This window comes from Granulicatella sp. HMSC31F03 (assembly GCF_001807725.1).
GTDB classification, from domain to species: domain Bacteria; phylum Bacillota; class Bacilli; order Lactobacillales; family Aerococcaceae; genus Granulicatella; species Granulicatella adiacens.
The window spans coordinates 22,302-46,722 of the sequence record NZ_KV790841.1; the positions used below are offsets into that span (position 1 = coordinate 22,302).

23 protein-coding genes are annotated in these 24,421 nt (G+C 38.2%); 19 read left to right on the forward strand and 4 right to left on the reverse strand.

Features of this window, described 5'->3' with window-relative positions; genetic code table 11:
- Positions 1-13 precede the first annotated feature (13 nt).
- Genes HMPREF3106_RS00905 through HMPREF3106_RS00915 form a run of 3 tightly spaced genes read right to left on the reverse strand, consistent with a single transcriptional unit; the run spans position 14 to position 1,746 of the window.
- On the reverse strand, positions 14-439 hold the full coding sequence (locus HMPREF3106_RS00905) for a pyridoxamine 5'-phosphate oxidase family protein (protein ID WP_049555857.1): 426 nt from the start codon (positions 437-439) through the stop codon (positions 14-16).
- 46 nt (positions 440-485) lie between these two features.
- Positions 486-962 carry a glutathione peroxidase gene (locus tag HMPREF3106_RS00910; RefSeq protein WP_070443822.1) on the reverse strand — a complete coding sequence of 159 codons (477 nt, stop codon included), beginning with the start codon at positions 960-962 and terminating at the stop codon, positions 486-488.
- Positions 963-978: 16 nt separating this feature from the next.
- Positions 979-1,746 (reverse strand): Cof-type HAD-IIB family hydrolase, encoded by a 768-nt coding sequence (locus HMPREF3106_RS00915; RefSeq protein ID WP_070443825.1) that lies wholly within the window; start codon positions 1,744-1,746, stop codon positions 979-981.
- A gap of 154 nt (positions 1,747-1,900) precedes the next feature.
- Between HMPREF3106_RS00915 and secG the strand changes: the two genes are divergently transcribed.
- From secG to HMPREF3106_RS00995, 16 genes are all read left to right on the forward strand, one after another.
- A complete protein-coding gene (gene secG, locus HMPREF3106_RS00920; RefSeq protein WP_039848716.1) occupies positions 1,901-2,134 on the forward strand; it encodes a preprotein translocase subunit SecG in 234 nt (77 codons plus the stop codon).
- A 75-nt stretch (positions 2,135-2,209) separates the two neighbouring features.
- Positions 2,210-2,938 (forward strand): alpha/beta hydrolase, encoded by a 729-nt coding sequence (locus tag HMPREF3106_RS00925; RefSeq protein WP_070443828.1) that lies wholly within the window; start codon positions 2,210-2,212, stop codon positions 2,936-2,938.
- 4 nt (positions 2,939-2,942) lie between these two features.
- Entirely contained in the window at positions 2,943-5,237 is a 2,295-nt protein-coding gene (gene rnr, locus HMPREF3106_RS00930; protein WP_070443831.1) for a ribonuclease R, read from the forward strand.
- A gap of 11 nt (positions 5,238-5,248) precedes the next feature.
- Positions 5,249-5,713, forward strand: coding sequence for an SsrA-binding protein SmpB (gene smpB, locus HMPREF3106_RS00935; protein WP_005604901.1), 465 nt, complete (start codon positions 5,249-5,251; stop codon positions 5,711-5,713).
- A gap of 147 nt (positions 5,714-5,860) precedes the next feature.
- Positions 5,861-7,147, forward strand: a complete 1,287-nt coding sequence (locus HMPREF3106_RS00940) for an ABC transporter permease (protein ID WP_070437000.1) — start codon at positions 5,861-5,863, stop codon at positions 7,145-7,147.
- A gap of 12 nt (positions 7,148-7,159) precedes the next feature.
- The gene (locus tag HMPREF3106_RS00945) at positions 7,160-7,807 is read left to right on the forward strand and encodes an ABC transporter ATP-binding protein (protein ID WP_005604905.1); all 648 of its coding nucleotides are present in this window, start codon (positions 7,160-7,162) and stop codon (positions 7,805-7,807) included.
- Between the two features lie 5 nt (positions 7,808-7,812).
- Positions 7,813-9,189: an ABC transporter permease gene (locus HMPREF3106_RS00950; protein WP_070437001.1), complete on the forward strand. Its 1,377-nt coding sequence runs from the start codon at positions 7,813-7,815 to the stop codon at positions 9,187-9,189.
- Positions 9,190-9,240: 51 nt separating this feature from the next.
- On the forward strand, positions 9,241-9,897 hold the full coding sequence (locus HMPREF3106_RS00955; protein WP_039848833.1) for a response regulator transcription factor: 657 nt from the start codon (positions 9,241-9,243) through the stop codon (positions 9,895-9,897).
- A complete protein-coding gene (locus tag HMPREF3106_RS00960; RefSeq protein ID WP_070437002.1) occupies positions 9,894-11,213 on the forward strand; it encodes a sensor histidine kinase in 1,320 nt (439 codons plus the stop codon). The genes HMPREF3106_RS00955 and HMPREF3106_RS00960 overlap by 4 nt, the downstream gene beginning before the upstream one ends.
- Before the next feature lie 200 nt (positions 11,214-11,413).
- Positions 11,414-13,063 carry a phosphoenolpyruvate carboxykinase (ATP) gene (locus tag HMPREF3106_RS00965; RefSeq protein ID WP_070437003.1) on the forward strand — a complete coding sequence of 550 codons (1,650 nt, stop codon included), beginning with the start codon at positions 11,414-11,416 and terminating at the stop codon, positions 13,061-13,063.
- 18 nt (positions 13,064-13,081) lie between these two features.
- A complete protein-coding gene (locus HMPREF3106_RS00970; RefSeq protein ID WP_070437004.1) occupies positions 13,082-14,473 on the forward strand; it encodes an oxaloacetate decarboxylase subunit alpha in 1,392 nt (463 codons plus the stop codon).
- A 10-nt stretch (positions 14,474-14,483) separates the two neighbouring features.
- The gene (locus HMPREF3106_RS00975; RefSeq protein ID WP_070437005.1) at positions 14,484-14,801 is read left to right on the forward strand and encodes an OadG family protein; all 318 of its coding nucleotides are present in this window, start codon (positions 14,484-14,486) and stop codon (positions 14,799-14,801) included.
- Positions 14,802-15,164, forward strand: a complete 363-nt coding sequence (locus HMPREF3106_RS00980; RefSeq protein WP_070437006.1) for a biotin/lipoyl-containing protein — start codon at positions 14,802-14,804, stop codon at positions 15,162-15,164. It abuts the gene before it with no gap.
- 13 nt (positions 15,165-15,177) lie between these two features.
- Positions 15,178-16,305, forward strand: coding sequence for a sodium ion-translocating decarboxylase subunit beta (locus tag HMPREF3106_RS00985; protein ID WP_005604919.1), 1,128 nt, complete (start codon positions 15,178-15,180; stop codon positions 16,303-16,305).
- Positions 16,306-16,388: 83 nt separating this feature from the next.
- Positions 16,389-17,747, forward strand: a complete 1,359-nt coding sequence (locus HMPREF3106_RS00990; RefSeq protein WP_070437007.1) for an ATP-dependent helicase ComFA — start codon at positions 16,389-16,391, stop codon at positions 17,745-17,747.
- 104 nt (positions 17,748-17,851) lie between these two features.
- Positions 17,852-18,424, forward strand: a complete 573-nt coding sequence (locus HMPREF3106_RS00995; protein WP_168132801.1) for a ComF family protein — start codon at positions 17,852-17,854, stop codon at positions 18,422-18,424.
- Positions 18,425-18,523: 99 nt separating this feature from the next.
- Here the strand turns inward: HMPREF3106_RS00995 and HMPREF3106_RS01000 are convergent, their stop codons facing one another.
- On the reverse strand, positions 18,524-19,618 hold the full coding sequence (locus HMPREF3106_RS01000) for a glycerol dehydrogenase (RefSeq protein ID WP_070443834.1): 1,095 nt from the start codon (positions 19,616-19,618) through the stop codon (positions 18,524-18,526).
- Between the two features lie 378 nt (positions 19,619-19,996).
- Here HMPREF3106_RS01000 and hpf point away from each other — a divergent pair, with 378 nt between their 5' ends.
- The 3 genes from hpf to prfB all read left to right on the forward strand — a co-directional run bounded on the left by hpf (position 19,997) and on the right by prfB (position 24,353).
- Positions 19,997-20,539 carry a ribosome hibernation-promoting factor, HPF/YfiA family gene (gene hpf, locus HMPREF3106_RS01005; RefSeq protein WP_070437010.1) on the forward strand — a complete coding sequence of 181 codons (543 nt, stop codon included), beginning with the start codon at positions 19,997-19,999 and terminating at the stop codon, positions 20,537-20,539.
- A 189-nt stretch (positions 20,540-20,728) separates the two neighbouring features.
- Positions 20,729-23,173, forward strand: a complete 2,445-nt coding sequence (gene secA, locus HMPREF3106_RS01010; protein WP_070443837.1) for a preprotein translocase subunit SecA — start codon at positions 20,729-20,731, stop codon at positions 23,171-23,173.
- A 54-nt stretch (positions 23,174-23,227) separates the two neighbouring features.
- Positions 23,228-24,353 (forward strand): peptide chain release factor 2 gene (prfB, locus tag HMPREF3106_RS01015; RefSeq protein WP_210384818.1). Its coding sequence is split into 2 segments (ribosomal slippage): positions 23,228-23,299 and positions 23,301-24,353, totalling 1,125 coding nucleotides; the frame shifts between segments, so codons are not numbered across the junction.
- Positions 24,354-24,421: the final 68 nt, after the last annotated feature.

Here is a 24,421-nt window from a genome sequence, read left to right on the forward strand (position 1 = left end):
CTCTTTCTAATCCTTATTCGTGTATGTCAAACACGTATTTATGTCCTTGAGTAAGGCTATGGTAGAAACCTTTCCCTTCGTATAAGTGGAATACTTGTACGCCAGCAATGTCTTCTTCGTTAGGGTAAACATCTTTAACGAATGGATTATCTTTTAGTACTTCTTCAAGACGTTCACGCCCGATTTCTTTCACAACACCTTCAATACGAATTACTTGGATTAAGTAGTCTTCGCTCTTCATAGCAGTAATAGCAACTTTCGGATTTTGTTTTAATTGTTTGTAGAAGTTTGTTTTTGGACTTGTCATAAAGAACACACCTTTTTCGTTTGCAACACCGATATGAATATGGCGTGCATGAGGTTGGTTGTTCTCGTCTGCAGTCGCAACAACAGCTACATTCATTTCTTCTAAAATACGTAAAATTTCATTGACTTCCATAGTGCTTTCTCCTTACCGTTTTCTTTTTATTCTATCATATATTTGATTATGAAAGAAGACTTGCGATTTCGTCTCGAATTTGTTCAGGCGTTGTAGTAGGAGCAAATCGTTTTAAAATCGTTCCATCTTTAGCTACGAGGAATTTTGTGAAGTTCCATTTGACCTTTTCGCCTAAAAGTCCAGTTGTCTCTTTTTTCAATAAAGCAAAGAGAGGATGAGTTTGGGGGCCATTTACTTTTACCTTGCCGAACATTGGAAACGTCGTATTGTACGTTAATTGGCAATGGGTGGCAGCTTGTTCGGCAGTTAAAGGTTCTTGCCCTGCAAATTGATTACAAGGGAACCCAAGAACAGAGAAGCCTTTCTCATTAAATTCCAAATAGAGTTTTTCCAGGCCTTCAAACTGGGGTGCGAGTCCACATCCGCTTGCGGTATTGACAATCAGCAATAATTGACCTCTAAATTCTTCAAGAGTAGTTGAGCCACCGTCAATAGTTGGAACTTCGATTTCATAGATTGACATTCGTCTTCCTTCTTTCTTATATAAGTCCGTAGTGTTTTAAACCATTTACAATCCCATTATCTGTATTATCTGTTGTAATATATTCAGCAATTTCTTTTAAAATAGGGAGGGCATTGCCCATGGCTACAGGATGAGATACTGCTTGGAGCATTTCGATATCGTTTGGCCCATCTCCGAATGCATAAGTTTTGGCATCTTCTTGGTTTAAGTGTTCTAAAAAGCGTTTGATGCCTTCCGCTTTAGAATTTCCTTTTGAAATTACGTCGACTGAGTACGGTGTATTTCGAAGGAAATCAAGATTTGGGAAAGCTACTTTATATTTTTCTTCGGCTGGTGGAAGCGAGATAAAGAGCATCATGTTAATTGGATTTTCTTTATAGAAATCTGGATTAAGTGCTGGTGGGTTAGAGTGGATAAATCCATAAGCATCTTTAGCTCCTGGAGAGGATGCTACTAAATAGAACTGTTTATCATTGTATGCAGTAAGGCCATATCCATCTTCTTTTACCATTTGATGAAATTTTTCAACTGTTTCAGTTGGAATCTCTGAAGAATAAACAAGCTGATCTCGATAAAGAACGACTTGACCATTCATAAATATTCCTGAGTGGATATTCGCACTCTCCATAATATCGCGTGTTTCTGCAGGAGAACGTCCTGTTGCGATAAAGGGTTCATACCCATTGTTTTTTAGCGTTTGAATGGCCTCTGCAGTAGACGCATCTACTTTTGACTCCCCATTTAGTAGCGTCCCATCCAAATCAAAAAATACAAAACCTTTCATTCCGTCACTCCATTCATTTTTGTCTTTTTCTATTATACCATGTTTTCAAAGTTTTGAATTGTAGTTCGAATTGTAGGCTTTTTGCGTGAAAGAGTAGAAATATCGTGATTTTTGTGTTAAAATTGAAAAGAATTTTAGTTAAGGAGGGAATCCTTTGTACAATTTGATTTTATCACTGATGGTAGTGGTATGCGTATTATTAATTATTGTTGTAGCTATGCAACCTTCTAAGACAAATGCGGCAAGTTCTTTAACAGGTGGAGCGGAGCAATTATTTGGAAAACAAAAAGCACGTGGCTTTGAGGCGTTCTTAATTCGTGTTACTGTTGTTTTAGGAACAATCTTCATGTTATTGGCATTTGCTTTAGCATACATTTCATCAAAATAATGATTTTTAAGTACAATTGTTCGGACATCCAACCAATTGTACTTTTTTTATTTTATAGATTCAGAGGAGTTTAATATGGAAGCATTATGGTTAAGAAAAGAAGGTAATACAAGAGCGGTGATTTTATTTCATGCTTATACTGGGACACCGGCAGATGTGAGAATGCTTGCACAGTTTCTACATCGTCATGATTATGCAGTCTATGTTCCCGTATTTTCTGGCCATGGGACTCCTGATGTCGATGATATTCTTAATAATTCACCTAAGAAATGGTATGAAGATGCTAAAAAAGCAATCGAATTTGTTAAAAATTCGGGGTTTAATACGATTGCATCTTTTGGTCTATCTATGGGAGGAATTATGGCTACAAAGGCCGCAACGGAGCAACTGGTAGATTATGCTGGGACTTTTTGCTCACCGATTTCTGTAAGAAATCCGCAACTTCCTGGGTTGTTAAAAAGTTTTATGATGTATGCTCAAGCTTCTTATTTAAAACTAAATCGTCCTTTTGATAGTATCGAGATGAAGTTGAAAGCCCAAAAACAATTAGATGAACTACAAATCTTTTCAAGTGAAGTAGCATCTAATTTAGATAAAGTAACTGGAAGTTTTTATATTGCACAAGGGGAACAAGATACACTTGTAAATCCTGAAGCCTCTTTAGAATTAAAAGAAGCTTTGGTGAATGCTCAAGTGGAATTGCATTGGTATGAAGAAGCCGGGCATGTCATTACAGTCAGTCCTGTTAGAATGGAATTCCAAGAGACTGTTCTCTCTTTTCTAAATCAACAAGAATGGAGGTAAAGAAATGAGACAATCATTAGAAGAAATCTTAATGGCTTTCTTTATGGAACATGAATCCGAAAGTTTTTTTGTTCAAGAAATTAGTGAGCATTTCGGATTTACTGGTTCAAAGGACTTTAAGATTTTAGTGAAACAATTAGCTGACCTCGAAGATTCTGGAAAAATTGTATTAACACGACAAGGTAAATTTGGATTCAATCAAAAAAATCGTACGTTAGAAGGAACATTCCGATTAAACGATAAAGGATTTGGTTTTGTCACAGTTGAAGAAGGAAAACCAGATATTTTTATCCCAAGAACGGATGTCCATGGCGCTATGGATGGAGACACAGTTGCGATTCGTATCGTACAAGAAGAAAATCCTTATAACGATAAATCTGCAAGCGGAACAATCGTGAAAATCATAGAACGCGCTGTGAAGCAAGTGGTGGGGATTTATACACGTTACCCATCGAAGATTATGATGCAAACAGGCTATTGTGGCGAAATTGCATTAAAAGATTCTAAATTAAAGAAAACGAAATGTTATGTGACTAGAAAGGGATTAAACCCAGTTGACGGAACCGTCGTGATTGCCGAAGTTGACAGTTATGAAACAGAGCGTCACGAACTCGTCTTGAAGGCGCATATCGTCAAAGAAATCGGCTATAAAGACGCTGTCGGCATGGATATTTTAATGATTTTACATCAATTAAAAATTCCAACAGTATTCCCAGACTCTGTTATAGAGGAAGCCAACCGTGTGAGTGATGTGATCTCACCGGAAGAAATCGAAGGGCGTGTGGATTTACGCCAAGAATTAACCGTGACAATTGACGGAGCAGATGCCAAAGACTTAGATGATGCGGTAGCTCTAGTCAAACGCGAAGATGGAACCTTTGTCTTAACGGTATCCATCGCCGACGTTTCTTATTATGTAACGGAAAATTCTGAAATGGATAAGGAAGCATTCGAACGCGGAACAAGTGTGTATTTAACAGACCGTGTGGTTCCAATGTTACCGCAACGATTATCAAACGGAATCTGCTCGCTACATCCATATGAAGAGCGATTAACGTTAACTGCACGCATGGAAATTGACCGTAGCGGAACAATTTATCAGCACGAGATTTTCCCAAGTGTGATTCAATCGAACGAGCGATTAACTTATGATGAAGTGAATGTATTATTCAATACGAATGAAGCTTCCGAAAAAATCACTCCAGAGATTGAAGAAATGCTCTGGAATATGAAAGAATTACATAAGATTCTTGAGCGTAGACGTATGGAACGTGGAGCGATTGACTTTGATACACAAGAAGCAAAAATTCTTGTGGACGAAAAAGGCGCCCCAACTGAAATTGTACTACGTGAACGTGGCGTAGCAGAGCGACTCATTGAGTCCTTTATGCTGGCTGCTAACGAAACAGTGGCTCGTCACTATGAACAATTGAAGGTTCCGTTCATCTATCGTATTCACGAAAATCCGGATAGCGAAAAGCTTCAAAGATTCTTAGAGTTTATTACCGCATTTGGAATTACGATTAAAGGAAAGAACGATTCGATTACACCGAAGAAGTTGCAAAAGGCCTTGAATGAAGTGCGCGGTGAGCCGTATGAAGCGGTAGTATCAACGATGATGCTCCGTTCAATGAAGCAAGCCAAATACGATATTACGCCAACGGGACACTATGGACTGGCAGCCGAAGACTATACGCACTTTACTTCGCCCATCCGTCGTTATCCAGACTTAATCGTTCATCGTATGATTCGTCATTACGGAAAACATCCAGGTCATTTATCGAAGAAAGAAGAAATGCTTCTAGAAGATAAGTTGCAACAAATTGCAGACCAATCGTCTCGTATGGAGCGACTTGCAGTACAGGCGGAACGTGATGTGAATGCATTGAAGAAAGCCGAATATATGCAAGATAAGGTTGGAGAGGAATTCGATGGTATCGTAAGCTCGGTGACAAAATTCGGAATGTTTGTGGAGTTAGCGAATACCGTAGAAGGATTAATTCATATTTCTCACTTGAAACAAGACTACTTTAACTTTATTGAAAGCCATATGATTTTACTTGGCGAACGTACGGGTGTAAGTTACCGTATTGGGGACCGTGTTCGTGTGAAATGTGTGAAAGTAGATGTGGAAGCTAGAGAAGTCGATTTCCTACTCGTAGAAGATGCAAAATTGGCTAAAACTGAACGACCAAGAAAAGGTGAACGCTTTGATGATAAGTCTTCTAAGAAAGGCAAAAAATCAAAAGGACGCCAACGCTTTAAAAAAGCCATTAAAACGAAAAAGAAAAGACGCTAGGAGGTTCGTGAATGCCTAAAGGAACGAACGATAAAGTGCTCGCACAAAATCGAAAAGCAAGTCATGACTATACAATTCTTGAAACGATTGAAGCTGGGATGGTCTTAACCGGAACAGAAATCAAATCGGTTCGTCAAGCGCGTATCAATTTAAAAGATGGATATGTGAGCTTGAAGCAAGGAGAAGCTTTTCTTGTAGGGGTTCATATTAGTCCGTTTGAACAAGGGACGCTTTTCAATCATGACCCATTAAGAACGAGAAAATTATTGCTTCATAAAAAGCAAATTAATTATTTGCTCGAACAAGTAAAGCAAGCCGGAAACACAGTAGTGCCACTGAAGGTTTACATTAAAAATGGCGTTGCGAAGTTATTAATCGGAGTTGCGAAAGGGAAGAAAAATTACGATAAACGTGACGCCTTAAAGCAAAAGGATATGAAACGCGAAATCGACCGTGCGATGAAAGAAAGATATTAAATGAGAAAAAGCTGGACGTTTGTCCGGCTTTTTTAGTTTTAAGAAAATCTAAAATTAATAGCTCTGTTTATTTTGTAGATTTATTTCATATTGGTTTCATATTGGGAATGCAAAATGAAATCAGGGATAAGGAAAGGAAGTGAGCAAATGGATTGGAAGAAACGCGCTGGAGCATACTTAATCAGAAAGAAAATTCGGACAGGAATTTTGTTTTTCATTATGGTACTAATTTCTTCAGCAGTATTAGCAGTTCTTTCGATGCAAGAAAGTACTGGGAAGGTTGAAGAGAAACTCCTTAGTCTTTCAAATTCAGGCTTTCAAGTTGAATCAATCTTAAATGATGGGGGGATACAAAAGAAGCAATTAACTCAAATTGAGAAAACAGATGGAGTTAAAGAGGTTCAATATGAATATGATGCGGTAGGGCAATTGCAAGATGCTAAAGCTGTTCAAAGAGAACAATCTGTTCAACTAGATCAAGGAAATCTCGGTGAGCTAGTGGGTGTTCGAGGAGTTAGTGATAGCAATAATGAAATGAATTTTGCCAGTGGAGCATTAAATATTCAAAGTGGGAGAGCACTAACAAAAGAAGATCGAAATAAAGTTCTTATTCATGAAGAGTTAGCGAAAGAGAACAACTGGACGGTTGGCTCTAAAATCAAAATGAAACTGTTTAAGAATGGAGAAGAAGGTGGAGGCTCTTATGATGAAATCACTGTTGAAGTCGTTGGGATTTTTAACGGGAAATTATCAGAGCAATCTACAGGGCTCACAAGTGATTTAACTGAAAATCGTATGTATATGGATTATAAAACGAGTCAGTTATTAGCAGGTAATAAGGAGTCGAATGAAGTTGTTCATAGAGCTATCTATACTGTAAAAAATCCTTCACAACTAGACTCTGTGATTAAAGAAGTAAAAAAACTTTCACTAAATTGGGAAACTTTACAATTATCCAAAAATGAACAAGTTTTTGAACAAGTATCGGGTCCGATATCTAATTTTAAATCATTAATGATGTTATTAACGGGATCTGTGTTCGCATTAGCAGTCATTATATTATTCTTAATTTTATTATTCACCTTACGTGAAAGAATCCATGAATTTGGAATATTATTATCTCTTGGTATTTCAAGAGGAAAAATTATTAGTCAAATTTTACTGGAGCTGTTTACGATTGCTTCAGGAAGTTATTTAATCGCATTATTCTTTGGTGAGTTTGTGGCAAATCAATTTTACTCAGGATTGATTTCATCAGATGATATACCTGCTCAGGTCAAGTCATTATTTGAATCCAGTTTACCGCAGCTAACACTAATGGAGGGTGCTAAAACATTAGTCATCGTCATTGTCATTATTGTATTAGCAGTACTATTTAGTACAGCTGTAATCTTAATGAAGAAACCAAAGAAAATATTAAGTCAAATGAATTAAAGGAGTGGTCTTATGTCAGTGTTATCATTAGAAAATATTTACTATCGTTATGAGAATGCGCAAAAATATGTATTAAAAGATTTAAATGCACAGTTTGAGGAAGGAAAATTTATTGCTGTTGTAGGTAAATCGGGTGCTGGGAAATCAACATTCTTATCTTTATTAGCAGGGTTGGATAGCCCAACAAAGGGAAAAGTGCTATTTAAAGGAGAAGATATTGCAAAAGGTTCCTACAGCGATCATCGTAGAGATCATATTTGTTTAGTTTTCCAAAACTACAATTTGATTGATTACTTAACACCGCTTGAAAATGTCAAACTTGTAAACGAAAAAGCGGATAAAGAAATTCTTCTAAAATTAGGCTTAGGAGAAGAACTGATTCATAGAAATGTATTGAAACTATCAGGTGGGCAACAACAACGTGTAGCTATTGCTAGAGCTTTAGTATCCAAAGCGCCTATCATTTTAGCAGATGAACCAACAGGGAACTTAGACGAAGGAACAGCTGCTGAAATTATTGATATTTTAAAAATGGCTGCTCACGAAAGCGGAAAGTGTGTAGTTGTAGTGACTCATAGTCCACAAGTAGCCGACGCTTGTGACGAAGTTCTTACGCTGGAAGAAGGACAATTAAAAAAATCAAAAGGAAAGAAGGGGTGAGATAAATGAGAATTATTCAAAATGCTTGGGCATACGTGACTAGAAAGAAATTTAAATCGTTCATAATTTTCTTTATCTTATTCAGTATGGCAACTGTTGCTTTAAGTAGTTTATCTGTAAAACATGCGACAGACACAGCTGCAAAAGAAACCTTTAAATCGATTAATTCGTCTTTTTCAATGCAAATTGACCGTCGTCACAATCAAGGAACTGCTCGTGGTGGGGGTAACTTGAAGGGAAAAGATATTAAAGCCATTGAAGGGATTGAAGGAGTTCAAAAAGCTATTAAACGAATGGAAGTTGTAGCGGACTTAGTTGATCAAGAATTAATCCCAGCTCAAGGTGTTAAATTGGATGCAAACCGTGTGAAACGTTTCGGAAAAGCTGCGATGGTAACGGGAATTAATGATTCAAGTATGGATGAACGTTTTGCGGCTCAAACATTCACATTAACATCTGGAAGACACATTACAGATTCAGATACGAACGTCGCAATGGTTCATGAAGACTTTGCTAAGAAAAACAATTTAAAAGTTGGAGACAAGATTAAATTAAAATCCAATATTTATGATGCGGATAATGAAAAGAAAGCAAACAACGAAACTGAAGTAACGATTGTCGGAACATTTAGTGGAAAAAATAAAGGAAGAGTAACTGCTCCTCAAGAATTATACGAAAATACAATTTTAACAGACTTAAAAACAAGCCGTTTAATGTATGGATTTAGTGAAGAAGATGGCACTTATTTAGATGCAACTTTCCTAGTTTCAGGAGAATATGACATCGATAAGGTAATGGAACAAGCTAAAAAATTAGGAATTAACTGGAAAGCTTATACATTAGTGAAAAGTAGCCAAAACTATCCAACTTTACAAAAATCAATTAACCTTGTGTATGGTCTAACGAATAAATTATTCATCGGAAGTCTAATTTTCTCTGCGATTATTTTAGTGTTAATCTTGTTCTTGTGGACAAACAGCCGTCGTAAGGAAATCGGAATTCGATTAGCATTAGGGATGACAAAGAAAACGATTATTACACAAATGCTATATGAAGTAGGAATGGTAAGTATCGCAAGTTTTGGGGCAGCCTTTTTAGCAGGTGGTCCTGTCAGTGAATGGGTTGGAAAATTAATTTTAGGACAAGTGAATAGTAGTTTAGGAACTCAACTTGCCAACGAGGCAAAATCAGCTAACTTAGGTGGAGGTGCTGCAGTAGATGGATTTAATAAGACGCTAACGGAACTATCAGTAACAGTTTCAAATATGGACAAAGGAATCGTTATTGGACTTGGATTAGTGGTTATTGTCATTGCGGTATTCCTTGCGAGCGCATTGATTTTACAAAAATCACCGAAGAGCTTGTTACAGGATACGGAATAAAGGTAGTTTACAATAGTAAAGATTGTTATAATAGAAAGAGAGGTGATGTTTTTGAATTTATTAATTGTTGAAGATGAAGAGGCTATTCGAGAAGGTGTTCGAGAATTTTTAAGTGAACAAGGATTTACAGTCTTTGAAGCTTGTGATGGTGTCGAAGCTCTCGAAGTATTTAACCGAGAATCCGTTGATTTAATTTTATTAGATATTATGATGCCCCGAAAGAATGGGTTTGAAGTATTAGAAGAAGTTCGACAGAAAAGTAATGTCCCAATATTGATGTTAACAGCCTTACAAGATGAGGAGACTCAAGTAAAAAGCTTTGAATTACTTGTGGATGGATATATTCAAAAACCATTTTCTCTAATGGTCCTTTATAAGAGGATTGAGGCTTTGCTAAAAAGACATTATGGAGAAGTAGAAACCTGGAGTTATCAGGATACAAGTGTTAATTTTACGCGATTTGAAGCGTATGTAAATAATCAATTAGTAGAAGTGACCGCTAAAGAGCTGTCGATTCTAAAACTGCTTGTGAAGCATGAGGGACAAGCTTTGAGCCGTTCACAAATTTTAGATCATGTTTGGTCTAACCATGAAGACCCACCATTTGATCGAGTCGTGGATGTTTATATCAAACAGCTACGTAAAAAGCTAAAATTAGATTGTATTGTTACTATTAAAAATGTTGGATATAAATTGGAGTTAAAATGAGAAGATTAAAACTATTTCCAAAAATTTTCATTTATACTTTTAGTATATTAATATCACTCGTTGCGGTTGCTCATTTATTCTTATATTTTGCTTTCCCGCATTTTTACATGCAAGAACGGCAGCAAGAACTGAGTAGAAAAGCAGATGTTCTTGTACAGAGTCTTTCTCAAGTGGATGAAAAGGGAGCTGCTTCAGCATTACAAGTGTATGCCAATAATGAAGGTATAACAGCGTATTTGAAGCATGAAAGCACTGGAGAAAGTCTAACATTAGGGGCAAAATTACCAATAGATGAGAACAGCAATCAACATTCTGTGATTATCGAAGACCGTGAAGTCACGACTAAGGATGGGAAAAAATTATTTATTCAAGTGGTGTCAACGACGGAAATGGTCAAACAAGCCACGCGAGTCACTTTCCATTATTTACCATTGTCTTTAGCCATCTCGATATTTACGGCAGTAATTTTCTCTTATATTTACGCAAGAAAACTATCAAGACCTCTGATGAGAATGTCTCGAGTCACAGAGAAAATGATGAATTTAGAAAGAGATGCAGCCTTTTTAGAACCAAGTTCAGATGAGATTGGACAGATGGAAGTGCAAATTAATGATTTGTATCAACATTTATTGTCGGTAATTGATGAACTAGAAGAAAAGAATCAAAAAATGATTCGCTTAGAAAAAACAAAAGTGGATTTTCTTCGTAGTGCCTCGCATGAGTTGAAAACACCACTTGCTAGTTTAAGAATTATGCTAGAAAACATGAGCCTTAATGTAGGAAAATACAAAGATCGAGATAAATATCTAGTAGCATCCCTTGGCAAAGTGGACCAGTTATCTGTATTAGTTCAAGAAATATTGGAGCTTTCAAAATTACAAGAAAGCACAATGGAAAAGCAATCGATTCAACTAGAAAAAATGATTCCTATTTGGAACAAAGAATTTAAAATTTTAGCACAAGAAAGAAATTTAATTATTGAAACGGATTTAGAATCTTCAACAATAGAAATGAACCAAATGGCCTTCCAAAAAGTTTGGAATAATTTGATGATTAATGCGATTCGTTACTCGAATGAAGGAGGTGTTATCAAAGTTTCTGCTAAAAATGGTATCTTAAAAATAGAGAATCCTTGTCAACCTCTGACGGAGGAAGAAATAGAGATGGCATATTCATTACTACCATCGACAAGTAATAAAGGAAGTGGTAATGGGGTAGGATTATACATTGTCCATCAATTATTAAAACAAGAAGAAATTAAACACCGCTTTTATGCAACAAATACAGGAATGTGTTTTGAAATAGAAACAGAATAAAAGCTGTATGGAAGGAGTGTTGTTTATTGAATTAATGAAAAAGCTGGATTATCTCTTTTAGGAGATAATCCAGCTTTTTTGTAATAGAACATTAATGTTAAAAATAAGTAAATTAGAAAATAATTTCACAAAAACGCTTACATTTAAAGCGTTTTCGTGTATAATAAAGATATCAATAAAAAGATAGGAAGGTTGATATTATGGCAACAATTGATCGTTTCGCTACAGACACTATACGCAAGAGCAATCCGCATCTTTCGCAATTGAAGGCAACTATTGAACCAGCTTTTTATTCGAACAATGCGACTGAAATTCCGACTCTGGCAGAGGCGTATGAATTAGCGTCACATGCACCCAATACAACTGTATTAGATGCATTCGTAGCAAATGCGAAGGATTTAGGATTACCCGAGGATGCGCATATTCTTTCGGTAGTGGATGGGAGTGTCGTTGGACGTACGGCAAAAGCTCGTCGAATTTTAGGGAATAATCCGTCAGAAGATGCAAAGATTATTCCAATTATTCGCGACGAAATTTATAACAGCGCTTTCAAACCGTTTATTAAAGGAACGGCTATTGTAGGTCTTGATGAAGACTTTATGGTAAAAGCGCACATCACGATGCCTAAAGAACATATTAATAACTTATATTCTTGGTTATTGAACTTCCAAATTTTCAATGACCAATATAAGAGACGTTACGATGCATCGAAACAATATGATGAAAATGACATTTTTATTTTCTTTGATCCTACATGGAGACATCCTGATTACCCAGATGGATTAGCGTTCTTTGATACGAAACATAATTGTGCTGCAATTTTAGGAATGAGTTATTTTGGGGAAATCAAAAAGGGAACATTGACACTTGCTTGGGCAACTGCCGCTCGTAACAACTACGTTTCTTGTCACGGTGGTTTGAAGATTTTCCGTAAAGAAGGCGCTTCTTATGTTGCAAGCTTCTTTGGATTATCTGGATCAGGGAAGTCTACATTAACGCACGCAAAACATGATAATAAATATGATATTGAAGTATTACACGACGATGCATTTGTGATTTCAGTAGAAGATGGTTCATCTGTAGCTTTGGAACCTTCTTACTTCGACAAAACAAATGACTATCCAGCAGGTCACAGAGAACAAGATTACTTCGTAACGGTTCAAAACTGCGGTGTGACTCTGGATGAAAACGGCCGTAAAGTATTAGTAACAGAAGATATTCGGAACGGTAACGGGCGAACAATTAAATCTCGTTATTCAACCCCGAACCGCGTCGATAAGATTCAAGAACCAATTCAATCTATTTTCTGGATTATGAAAGATGATGCACTTCCACCATTAGTGAAAATCACAGACCCACGTTTAGCATCTATTTTAGGATGTACTTTAATGACAAAACGTTCAACAGCTGAAAATACAGGGGCTGGAGCAAACTTAGATGCGCTCGTTATCGAACCATACGCAAATCCATTCCGTGTCTATCCATTAGTAGAAGACTACGAAAAATTCAAAGCTTTATTTGATAAAGGAGTAGATTGCTACATTATCAATACAGGGGATTTCTTAGGTAAGAAAGTGACGAAAGAAGTGTCTCTTGGTGTAATTGAAACAGTTGTTGATGGCAAAGCAAAATTTGAATTGTTTGGCGGCCTTCCAGGAATGGAATACTTACCAGTAGAAGGCTATGAAGTGCCTGAAATGAACGGAGACTACGCTGAATTGATTCGTGATCGTATGCAATTCCGTTTGGATTACTTGAAAGCATTTAATGATGCAAATCAAGAACATCAAATTCCAACAGATGCTCTTGAAAGCATCAAGACAATCGAACGCTTTATCGACGTATTATAGTGGAAGGAGTGTTCGGTGATGACTCGAAAAATAGGAATTACAGATACAATCTTACGGGATGCTCATCAATCGTTGATGGCAACCCGTATGCGAATTGAAGATATGCTCCCTGTTTTAGATCAATTAGACGAAGCAGGATTTGCCTCTTTAGAATGTTGGGGTGGAGCAACGTTTGACGCCTGTATTCGTTTCTTAGACGAAGACCCATGGGACAGACTTCGCACCTTGAAAAAACATTTAAAGAAAACACCGCTTCAAATGCTGTTACGCGGACAAAATATTTTGGGATATCGTCACTATGCCGATGATGTTGTAGAAAAATTTGTCGAAAAATCAGCAGAAAATGGGATTGATATTTTCAGGATTTTCGATGCGTTAAATGACGTTCGTAACTTGGAAGCTTCACTAAATGCCGTGAAGAAGACAGGTAAAGAAGCGCAAATGACAATCTGTTACACGATTAGTGATGCGCATACGATTGACTATTACAAAGAACTAGCAGCTAAAATGCAAGAAATGGGTGCGGATTCTATCTGTGTGAAAGACATGGCTGGAATTTTAACACCAGCTCGTGGTATTGAGCTTGTTCGTGCATTAAAAGAAGTGATTACTGTTCCAATCGTTGTACACACTCACTGCACAAGTGGTATTGCGCAACTCACTTATCAAGCAGTCATTGAAGCTGGTGCGGACCGTATCGACACAGCTCTTTCACCACTCAGTGAAGGAACTAGTCAACCGCCTACGGAATCGTTAGCGATTGCGCTTCGTGAACTTGGCTATGACATCTCCGTTGATTTGGCAAAATTAGAACCAATTGCAGACCACTTCCGAGTAATTAAAGATAAATACATTAAAGATGGAACATTAAATCCAAAAATGTTAACACCAGATCCACGTGCGCTTTTATATCAGGTTCCTGGTGGGATGTTATCGAATATGTATTCTCAATTAACTCAAGCAGGTGCAACGGATAAATACGAAGAAGTATTAAAAGAAGTGCCAAAAGTAAGAGCAGACCTTGGATATCCACCACTCGTAACTCCAATGAGCCAAATGGTGGGAACTCAAGCAACGATGAATGTTCTTACTGGCAAACGCTATAAAGTGGTTTCAAACGAAGTGAAAGCATACTTACTTGGTTCATATGGACAATCACCAGTACCCATTCAAGAAAGCTTCAGAAGATCAATCATTGGGGATCAAGAAGTTATCACGGATCGACCAGCAAATCATTTGCCACCTGAATTCGAAACACTCAAAGCAGAACTTGGAGATTTAGCAAGAAGTGACGAAGACGTCTTAACTTACGCACTTTTCCCTAAAGTCGGCAAAGAATTCTTGCTTAAGAAAAATGGACAATGGCAAAAACCATCTGAAATCGTGAAGATTTTTGCGACTGTAAAGTGAGGAGAGAGTTATGCAACTAAGTTTATTAGAAATCTTATGGATCACAATCGTTTCAATGGGAATTGTGTTTGTGATGTTGACGATTCTAATGTTCCTCATGCAAGGAAGCTCTAAAGTTATCCAAATCCTGGAAGCAAAGAGTCATACAACAGTTGGAGTTGTGGGGAAACCAGTTGAGGTGAAACCTGAGGCTCCAACAAATGATGGAACACTATTTGAAACGAATAAACTTGCTAGAGTAGCCGCATTAGTAGCTTTAACGAAAGCAAGTGCGGATGTACCAGACAAGCACTTTGAGATTGTATCGATTGAAAAGAAGGTGGACTAAATGAAAAAATATGAAGTAGAAGTAAATGGCGAAACATTTATCGTCTCACTAAAAGAAATTTCAAATGAAGAAGCAACGCAGAAATTAGCAGCAGCTCCAGCACCTAATGCGCCAATGGAAGAAAAGAAAGCTGCTCCAGCTCCAACAGGAGACGGTGAAGTAGTGCCAGCTCCAATGGCAGGGATTGTATTATCGGTCAATAAAAATGTCGGTGATGCAGTGGAAAAAGGAGATATACTTGTGATTTTAGAAGCCATGAAGATGGAAAATGAAATCCTTGCTCCTTGTGACGGTGTTGTGAAAGCAATTCATGTATCAAGTAATGAATCTGTCGAATCGAACCAACCACTCTTAACGATTTAGGAGGCGATGGTTTATGGAAGTCATTCAACAGTTGATTGAAACGAGTGGGCTCTATAATTTAACAATTCAAAATATCATTATGTTAATTATCGCCTGCGTGTTTCTATATCTAGGAATTAAACGAGGGTATGAACCATACTTAATGGTTCCGATTGCGTTCGGGATGCTCCTTGTAAACTTACCGTTAGCAGGATTAATGGATGCTCCTACTGAAAATGGACCTGGTGGACTCTTGTATTACTTATATCAAGGAACGAACCTTGGGATTTATCCACCGTTGATTTTCCTTTGCTTAGGGGCCTCAACAGACTTTGGACCTCTACTAGCAAATCCGAAAACTATCTTGCTTGGTGGGGCAGCTCAATTCGGTATTTTCGTCGCATTCTTCCTTTCAGTAATGTGGGGAATGACACCGCAAGAAGCTGCTTCAGTAGGGATTATCGGGGGTGCGGATGGACCAACCGCCTTGTTCTTAACAACAAGACTTGCACCGCACTTATTACCAGCAATCGCCCTAGCAGCGTACTCGTACATGGCGCTTGTGCCAATTATTCAACCGCCAATTATTCGCGCGCTCACAACGAAGAAAGAACGTCTAGTGAAGATGACAGAAAACCGTAAAGTCAGTGAAACGGAAAAAATTCTTTTCCCAATCATCGTTACAATTTTTGTCAGCTTATTAGTACCAAGTGCAACACCTTTAGTAGGATGCTTAATGCTCGGTAACTTAATTAAAGAAATTAAGGTAGTTCCAAACATTACAAAAGTTCTACAAAATGCGATGATGTACGGTGTTACTATTATTTTAGGATTAACCGTTGGAGCAAAAGCAACAGGGGAATTATTCTTATCCGTATCGACTCTTAAAATTACTTTATTAGGGTTAATCGCGTTTGCTGGAGGAACAGCAGCGGGGGTTCTAATGGGTAAATTGATGTACAAATTATCAGGCGGTAAGATTAATCCAATGATTGGTGCTGCAGGGGTATCTGCTGTACCAATGGCCGCCCGTGTTGTACAAAAAGAAGGGCAAAGAGAAGACCCAAGTAATTACTTATTAATGCACGCAATGGGACCAAACGTAGCCGGAGTTATCGGCAGTGCGATTGCGGCGGGGGTATTACTCGCATTCTTCTCATAATAGAAGCACTCCTTTCAAACAAAAAACAGAAGAAGAGAAATCTTCTTCTGTTTTTTTGCGTAGTTTGGAATGAGGTGGTGAAGATGGAAGAGACAGTTGGGCGAATCCAGGCAGTGTTTCAATCGATGCTAGAAGAGCGTAAAGTTTCTCCTAATGCAGTGCTAGATGTGGGGATTACTATCAAAAATAGGCAGAAGCAGTGCCAATTTTGTGGGAATACCGATTCGTTGGAATTTGCGAAAGGACCTTGTATCAATTGCGTAGAAGGTGAATGTTTGTATTGCTTGAAGTGCATTGCAATGGGAAAGGTGAAGGAGTGTAGTGTCGTAATTGCGACACCTGAAGAACAGCAGCCTTTTCCAAAAAGAACAGAAGCATTAGCGCACTATAAACATACATTGAGCACAAAACAGGAACAGCTATCTTTGGAATGCTTGAATGTTGTAAAGCAAACTGGTTTTCGTGAGCACCTACTTTGGGCAGTGACAGGTTCAGGGAAAACGGAGATGATTTTTTCGAGCATCGAATGGATGTTACAGCAAGGAAAGAGAGTCGCTATTGCCGCACCAAGAATTGATGTATGTGTGGAGTTGGCGCCTCGTTTGAAGGAAGCTTTCCCAGCAGTTGAACAAAACGTCTTGCACTCGCAGTCGGATGAAGGGTACAAGAGAGTGGCGCTTACGATTGCGACGACGCACCAGATGCTCAGGTTCTACCGCGCATTTGATTTAGTGGTGATTGATGAGACGGACTCGTTTCCATACCGTGATAACGAATTACTGATTCGCGCGGTTCATCGAGCGGTCAAAGAGGATGGGTGCTTGCTGTATTTAACAGCAACACCTTCCCAGACGCTAGAAAAAAGAATCAAACGGAAAGAACTGTCGGTATCTTTGTTACCAGAGCGATATCACAAGAAACCACTAGTAGTACCAACGATGAGTTTTATCGGAGATTTAGACAAAAGATTGAAAAAGAAGAAAGTGCCAAAATCTGTTCAGCGTTTTATAGAGGAACATGTTAAAGCAGGCAAACGGTTTTTGTTATTTGTACCACGAATTACACTCCTTGTTCCGATTGAAATAGTTCTCAGACGACAGTTTCCAAATGCAAAATTCGAGACGGTTAGTTCTAAAGAACCGTATCGGCAAGAGAGAATTGCGCAGATGAGAGCAGGAGAGCTCGATTTTCTAGTGACGACGACGATTCTCGAGCGAGGAGTCACTTTTCCCGGAGTCGATGTTTGTGTCGTCAATGCCCACGAAGAGGAATTCTCAAGAGAGGTATTGGTGCAGATCGCAGGACGCGTTGGACGGACCGCAGAATGCCCGACAGGAGAAGTTGTGTATTTTCATAATGGGAAAACAAAGGCGATGGTTCAGGCGGTCTGGGAAATCAAAGACTTAAATCAACAAGCGCTTCTTGGGAGGGAGTCCAAATGAAATGTTTATGGTGCGGAGAAGAAGTTGATCGAGCTCAGCCAATACTCTCGTTTTTACTGGGTTCAAACCGAAAGTGTACTTGCGTCCATTGTGAAAAGCCTTTTATGGAATTAAAAAAACATCCGACTTGCCTAGAGTGCGGACGACTGATGACGAAAGTGGAAGTTTGCCCGGATTGTCAAAAATGGCATCAAGTAAAAGAAGCAGTTCTTTTAAAGAACACTGCCTTATATGCTTATGACGAAGCAGGGCGAAAGTTTATGGAGTTGTTCAAATTTGTTGGAGATACAAGAGTGACGGTGTTGGTTATAAAAGAATTAAGGCAAGAGTTGCTTAAGTATCAAAAGAATGGTTTCGTTCTTTGTCCATTACCTTCGTCCGAAGCAAGTCTAATGAAGAGAGAGTTCGAGACGATTCCGTATATACTGGAACAGTGTCATGTATCTACCGTTTCGCTTTTAGAACATATAGGCAGTGGAAAGAAGCAATCGGAGAAAACAAGGCAAGAACGCTTGCAGTTGAAGCAACCCTTCAAAATAAAAGAGAGTGTGGTGATTCCAAAGAAAGTTTTATTGGTGGATGATGTTTATACGACAGGCGCTACGTTACATTTGGCCGCAAAAGCATTAACGGAAATGGGTGTTGAAGAAGTGGAATCTCTGACATTATTTAGATAAAAAGTGTATCATAAATGTTTTTGTATCATTAATGATACAAAAGCATTCATTAAACTAGCCCAAGCAGTAATCAGCTTGGGCTAGTTGACTTAGTTAATTTTAGAATCTTGTAGTGACATATTGGTCAAGAGCGAGCAGAGCATTTGCGACATCTTCGGCGGTATAGTCAACGGCCATTTGGTGGATGGTTTCACCTTCTTGTGTTGCAAGTGTTCCAATCTTGAGTAAGTCTTCATAAGGAACAGAATCCAATTTCACTTCTTTAAGCGTAGTTGGTAATCCGAGTGCTTTGTAGAAAGTAATGTATTTATCAAGTTCTTCTTTTGGACGATTTTCTAATACCAGTTGTGTTAATGTACCATAGGCGACTTTTTCACCGTGAGTAAGAGAATGAATGTCTCCATGAATTGCAGTGAATCCGTTATGGATGGCATGAGCAGCTGCCAGACCAGCAGATTCAAAACCGATACCGCTGAGAAGTGTGTTGGCTTCGACAACGGCTTCTAAAGCTGGAGTAACTACTTTTGCGTTTGCCGCTGCTACAGCTTGTAGACCATTTTCGAATAAAGTACTTTCGCAAACACGAGCGATTGCTTCTGCTGCAAGAGTGGGCACTTGACCGACCATTGTGCCTCCTTGGGCTTCAATAACCGCACGAGCCTCTACCCAAGTTGCAAGCGCGTCAGCAATACCTGAGATTAATAATCGAACAGGAGAGTTAGCAATGACTTTTGTATCCACTAAAACTAATTCAGGATTTTTCTTATAGAAACGATAGCGTTCGAACACGCCTTCAGCTGAATAAATAACAGACAGAGCAGAAGTTGGAGCGTCAGTCGAAGCAATCGTTGGTAAAATTGCTACTGGACAATTCGAATCATCTGCAATCGCTTTAGCTGTATCGATAGATTTACCACCACCTAAGCCGATGACAACATTCAAGTGATGTTCCTTCACGACTTCAGCAACGCGGTGAACTTCATCATTGGTTGCTTCACCATGGAAGATTTCACGATGAACAAACGCACCTTCTTTAAGGAGATTTTCTTCTAGTTCTTTACCGACTAAATCATAAACAATAGGGTCGCAAAGAAGAAGATGTCGATCACCAAGGGCCAAAACGTGAGAAAGCCCAGTTTTAAGAACATCTTTCCCTTGAACATAACGAGACGGACTAGCAAATACTTTTTCCATAATCATAACTCCTTTATAGTTTGTTTATAATTCTACTATACAATTAAAACGGTTTCTTTTGATGAAGTTTTTATGATGTTTTGTTAAAGTGTTTGAGATTCAATGTATTTAACGGGGTTGAAAAAGGAAAGTAAGAATAGAGATTTTATAAAACTAAGGAAAAACTATTTAGGTAATGAAAACAAAAAAGATAAAGAAAAGTTCGCAAAAATAAAGACTTTCCTTACTAATTCTTAATGAAAGAGAGCTTGAAAACGGTTGTAAAAACAAGGGCCATGCTTTATAATAAAACTATAGAAATCAAACGAAGCAATTCCTAAGAGTGGTCCTTAGGGTATTTCTTCAAATCTGGTTTTCCAGATGAAAGGGGAGAGTATTATGTTTAAATATAATATCCGTGGAGAAAATATTGAGGTCACAGAAGCGATTCGCCAATACGCAGAAAAGAAAATTAGCAAACTTGAAAAGTATTTTACTGACGTAGCTAATGCGACTGCTTACGTTAACTTGAAAGTCTACACTGAAAAGACTGCAAAAGTTGAGGTAACAATTCCACTTCCTTATTTAGTTCTACGTGCTGAGGAAACTTCAATTGATTTATATGGAAGCATTGACTTAGTAGTAGATAAACTGGAAAGACAAGTTCGTAAACATAAAACAAAAATCAATCGTAAATCTCGTGAAAAAGGTTTTGATATTGTGTTACCAACACTTCCAGAAACTCCGGAAGAAGAGGAAACAGGATTAGAAATCGTTCGTACAAAACGAATTGATTTGAAACCAATGGATAGTGAAGAAGCTGTTCTTCAAATGAACATGTTAGGCCATAACTTCTTTATCTATCAAGATGCTGAAACGAACGAAACAAACATTGTTTACCGTCGTAAAGATGGAAAATATGGTTTGATTGAAACAAATTAATAAAAAAATCGGGTGACTTTGAAAAAAGTCACCTTTTTTTGCTTTCTTAATTAGCTAAACAATGGTAAAATGAATAAGATGCAATAGGTCTAGTTACCAATTTGTAGGACTTTATTAGTTTTAAAATATTCATCATCTACATACTTTAAGATAAGGACGATTGATGAAGATAAAAAAGGAGTTAATTAAATGGCAAATTTTTTGAGACAGTTAGTTGAAAATGATAAGCGCGAATTACGCCGTTTAGGGAAATTAGCGGATAAAGTAATTGCTTTAGAATCTCAAATGGCTGCATTAGAAGATGCTGATTTTCCAGTAAAAACTGAAGAATTTAAAGAGAGATATGCTAAAGGGGAAAGTTTAGATGCTCTTCTTCCTGAAGCTTTCGCGTTAGTACGTGAAGGAGCTAAACGTGTATTAGGCTTATTCCCATATAAAGTTCAAATCATGGGAGGAATTACACTTCATGATGGGAACATTGCGGAAATGCGTACTGGTGAAGGTAAAACTTTAACAGCGACAATGCCTGTATATTTAAACGCATTATCAGGAGACGGAGTACACGTAGTTACAGTTAACGAATACTTAGCAAGTCGTGACGCACGCGAAATGGGTGAGTTATATAACTTCCTAGGACTATCTGTAGGGTTAAACTTAACAGGAATGTCTTCAGAAGAAAAACGTGCAGCTTATGCTAGTGATATCACTTATAGCACAAACAGTGAATTAGGATTTGACTACTTACGTGACAACATGGTGGTTTACAAATCACAAATGGTACAACGTCCATTGAACTACGCAGTTGTCGATGAAACAGACTCAATCTTAATCGACGAAGCGCGTACGCCATTGATCATTTCAGGACAAGCTGAAAAATCAACAGTATTATACCAACGTGCAGATATGTTTGTTAAAGGCTTAAAAGAGGAAGAAGATTACACAATCGACTTAACTTCTAAAACAATCTCATTAACAGACGAAGGGATTAACAAAGCGGAACAAACATTCCGCCTACCAAACCTTTACGATGTTGATAATGCAGCACTTGTGCACCATATCGACCAAGCTTTACGTGCAAACTACATTATGTTACGCGACATCGACTATGTAGTGGATGAAGGTAAAGTTAAAATCGTTGATGGATTTACTGGACGTATCATGGAAGGTCGTCGTTACTCAGATGGTCTTCACCAAGCGATTGAAGCTAAAGAAGGCGTAGAAGTTGAAAACGAATCTAAGACAATGGCGACAATCACTTACCAAAACTACTTCCGTATGTATCGTAAATTATCAGGAATGACAGGGACTGCCAAGACTGAAGAAGAAGAATTCAGAGAAATTTACAATATGAACGTTGTAGCTATTCCGACAAACCGACCAATTCAACGTGTTGACGGACAAGACTTAATTTATCCATCTCTACGTAGTAAATTTAAAGCGGTTGTTAACGATATTAAACAACGTCACGAAGTTGGACAACCGATCCTTGTAGGGACTGTTGCAGTTGAAACAAGTGAATTGATTTCGAACTTACTACGCGAAGAAGGGATTCCTCACGAAGTACTAAACGCGAAAAACCACTTTAAAGAAGCAGAAATTATCATGTCAGCAGGTCAACGTGGTGCTGTAACAATCGCGACAAACATGGCCGGACGTGGTACTGACATTAAGCTTGGTAAAGGCGTGAAAGAACTAGGTGGACTTTGCGTAATCGGAACAGAACGTCACGAAAGCCGTCGTATCGATAACCAATTACGTGGACGTAGTGGACGTCAAGGGGACCCAGGTGCAACACAATTCTACCTTTCATTAGAAGATGATTTAATGAAACGTTTCGGTGGAGAAAAGATGCAAGCTATCTGGGAACGTCTAAACTTAACAGATGAAGAAGATGATAACTTCATCCAAAGTAAGATGTTAACCAAACAAGTTGAGTCGTCACAAAAACGTGTTGAAGGAAACAACTACGATACACGTAAAAGTGTCCTAGAGTACGATGAAGTAATGCGTGAACAACGTGAAATCATCTACTCTCAACGTTTACAAATTATCAATGAAGAGAAATCTCTTGAAAATGTAACTAAAGGAATGATTCGCCGTACTATCCACCGTGTAGTGGAAAGCCATACTTTAGCGGATCAAAAAGAATGGAACTTAGAGGGAATTGTGGACTTTGCTCACAACTCAATCTGTGCTCCAGATGAACTTTCACTTAGCGATTTAGAAGGCAAAGCAGCTGCTGAAATCGAAGAACTCTTATATGAAAAAGCAATGGAAATATACAAAGAAAAACAAGAGCAATTGAATGGCGACAATCAAATGCTTGAGTTCGAAAAAGTAGTTATCTTACGTGTGGTTGACCGTAAGTGGACAGATCACATCGATGATATGGACCAATTACGTCAAAGTGTTGGTTTACGTGGATATGCACAAATCGATCCATTAACGGAGTACCAAACTGAAGGGTACGAACGATTCCAACAAATGATTGCTGAAATCGACTATGATGTAACACGTATCTTGATGAAATCTCAAATTCGTCAAAACTTACAACGTGAACAAGTTCAAGGAGTTCGTAGTGTTGTGGCAACAGGTCACGATAGAACTTCTGATGACGATTCAGAAAAAGATTAATAAATGAAGGAGACGGCGAAGAATTTCGCCGTTTTCTGTTAGAAAGAGGTCAATATGGAAATTAGTGAAATTAGAAATGCGCTTGAAACCATGAATGAGCAAATTATCAGCTATAGGAGGTCTCTTTGACTTAGATCGCCTAGAAGAAGATATCGCTGCTTACGAACAAGAGATGTCAGAACCATCTTTTTGGGACGATAGCGAAAAAGCGAATCAAGTCATTCAAAAGAATAATGAATTAAAGTCGATTTATGATACTTTCCATAAAATGGAATTAGCTCATGAAGAAACAAGTTTATTATTTGAAATGTATAAAGAAGAGCCAGATGAAGAGGTGCATGCGGAAATCGTTGAGGCGATTCAGTCTCTTGAAAAAGACTTACAACAGTACGAATTAAGTATGTTACTGAACGGTCCACATGATAAAAATAGTGCGATTTTAGAAATTCACCCAGGAGCTGGTGGTACGGAATCGCAAGACTGGGGAAGTATGCTACTTCGTATGTATATGCGCTGGGCTGAAAAGCATGGCTACCGTGTGGAAACGGTCGATTATCAAGACGGAGATGAAGCAGGGATTAAATCTGTAACCTTGTCGATAGAGGGGTTAAATGCATACGGATATTTACGCTCTGAAAAAGGCGTACATCGTCTCGTTCGTATTTCACCGTTTGATGCGGCTGGAAAACGCCATACGTCTTTCTGTTCGGTAGACGTCGTTCCTCAAATGGATGGAGATATTGATATTGAAATTAATCCAGATGACTTAAAAGTGGATGTGTATCGTGCCAGTGGTGCTGGTGGACAACATATTAATAAGACGTCTTCTGCGGTACGTATTACGCATATTCCAACTGGAATCGTGACACAAAGTCAGGCTCAACGGTCTCAATTTAAAAACAGAGACCAAGCGATGGCGATGTTGAAGGCGAAATTATTCCAATTAGAAGAAGAGAAGAAGGCGGCAGAATTAGCAGCTATACGTGGTGAGCAAAAAGATATCGCCTGGGGTTCTCAAATTCGAAATTATGTCTTCCACCCCTATTCAATGGTAAAAGACTTACGTTCTGGATATGAGACAGGAAATATTGGGGCGGTCATGGATGGAGACTTAGATCCGTTTATGGATGCGTACTTAAAATGGACGCTTGAGGGAACTAAGGCTGGAGAAGAAGCATAGAGATGGACACCTAGTGAATGCTAGGTGTTTTTATCGGCTCTTTGTCAAATAGTGTTGATGAAGAAATT

Coding starts and splice junctions, on each gene's coding strand:
- HMPREF3106_RS00970 (WP_070437004.1), top strand. CDS start 13,082: ATGACTCGAAAAATAGGAATTACAGATACAATCTTACGGGATGCTCAT.
- rnr (WP_070443831.1), top strand. CDS start 2,943: ATGAGACAATCATTAGAAGAAATCTTAATGGCTTTCTTTATGGAACAT.
- smpB (WP_005604901.1), top strand. CDS start 5,249: ATGCCTAAAGGAACGAACGATAAAGTGCTCGCACAAAATCGAAAAGCA.
- HMPREF3106_RS00990 (WP_070437007.1), top strand. CDS start 16,389: ATGGAAGAGACAGTTGGGCGAATCCAGGCAGTGTTTCAATCGATGCTA.
- HMPREF3106_RS00910 (WP_070443822.1), bottom strand. CDS start 962: ATGTCAATCTATGAAATCGAAGTTCCAACTATTGACGGTGGCTCAACT.
- hpf (WP_070437010.1), top strand. CDS start 19,997: ATGTTTAAATATAATATCCGTGGAGAAAATATTGAGGTCACAGAAGCG.
- HMPREF3106_RS00965 (WP_070437003.1), top strand. CDS start 11,414: ATGGCAACAATTGATCGTTTCGCTACAGACACTATACGCAAGAGCAAT.
- HMPREF3106_RS00995 (WP_168132801.1), top strand. CDS start 17,852: ATGGAATTAAAAAAACATCCGACTTGCCTAGAGTGCGGACGACTGATG.
- HMPREF3106_RS00905 (WP_049555857.1), bottom strand. CDS start 439: ATGGAAGTCAATGAAATTTTACGTATTTTAGAAGAAATGAATGTAGCT.
- HMPREF3106_RS00915 (WP_070443825.1), bottom strand. CDS start 1,746: ATGAAAGGTTTTGTATTTTTTGATTTGGATGGGACGCTACTAAATGGG.
- HMPREF3106_RS00975 (WP_070437005.1), top strand. CDS start 14,484: ATGCAACTAAGTTTATTAGAAATCTTATGGATCACAATCGTTTCAATG.
- HMPREF3106_RS01000 (WP_070443834.1), bottom strand. CDS start 19,618: ATGGAAAAAGTATTTGCTAGTCCGTCTCGTTATGTTCAAGGGAAAGAT.
- HMPREF3106_RS00925 (WP_070443828.1), top strand. CDS start 2,210: ATGGAAGCATTATGGTTAAGAAAAGAAGGTAATACAAGAGCGGTGATT.
- HMPREF3106_RS00980 (WP_070437006.1), top strand. CDS start 14,802: ATGAAAAAATATGAAGTAGAAGTAAATGGCGAAACATTTATCGTCTCA.
- HMPREF3106_RS00950 (WP_070437001.1), top strand. CDS start 7,813: ATGAGAATTATTCAAAATGCTTGGGCATACGTGACTAGAAAGAAATTT.
- HMPREF3106_RS00940 (WP_070437000.1), top strand. CDS start 5,861: ATGGATTGGAAGAAACGCGCTGGAGCATACTTAATCAGAAAGAAAATT.
- HMPREF3106_RS00960 (WP_070437002.1), top strand. CDS start 9,894: ATGAGAAGATTAAAACTATTTCCAAAAATTTTCATTTATACTTTTAGT.
- HMPREF3106_RS00985 (WP_005604919.1), top strand. CDS start 15,178: ATGGAAGTCATTCAACAGTTGATTGAAACGAGTGGGCTCTATAATTTA.
- HMPREF3106_RS00945 (WP_005604905.1), top strand. CDS start 7,160: ATGTCAGTGTTATCATTAGAAAATATTTACTATCGTTATGAGAATGCG.
- secA (WP_070443837.1), top strand. CDS start 20,729: ATGGCAAATTTTTTGAGACAGTTAGTTGAAAATGATAAGCGCGAATTA.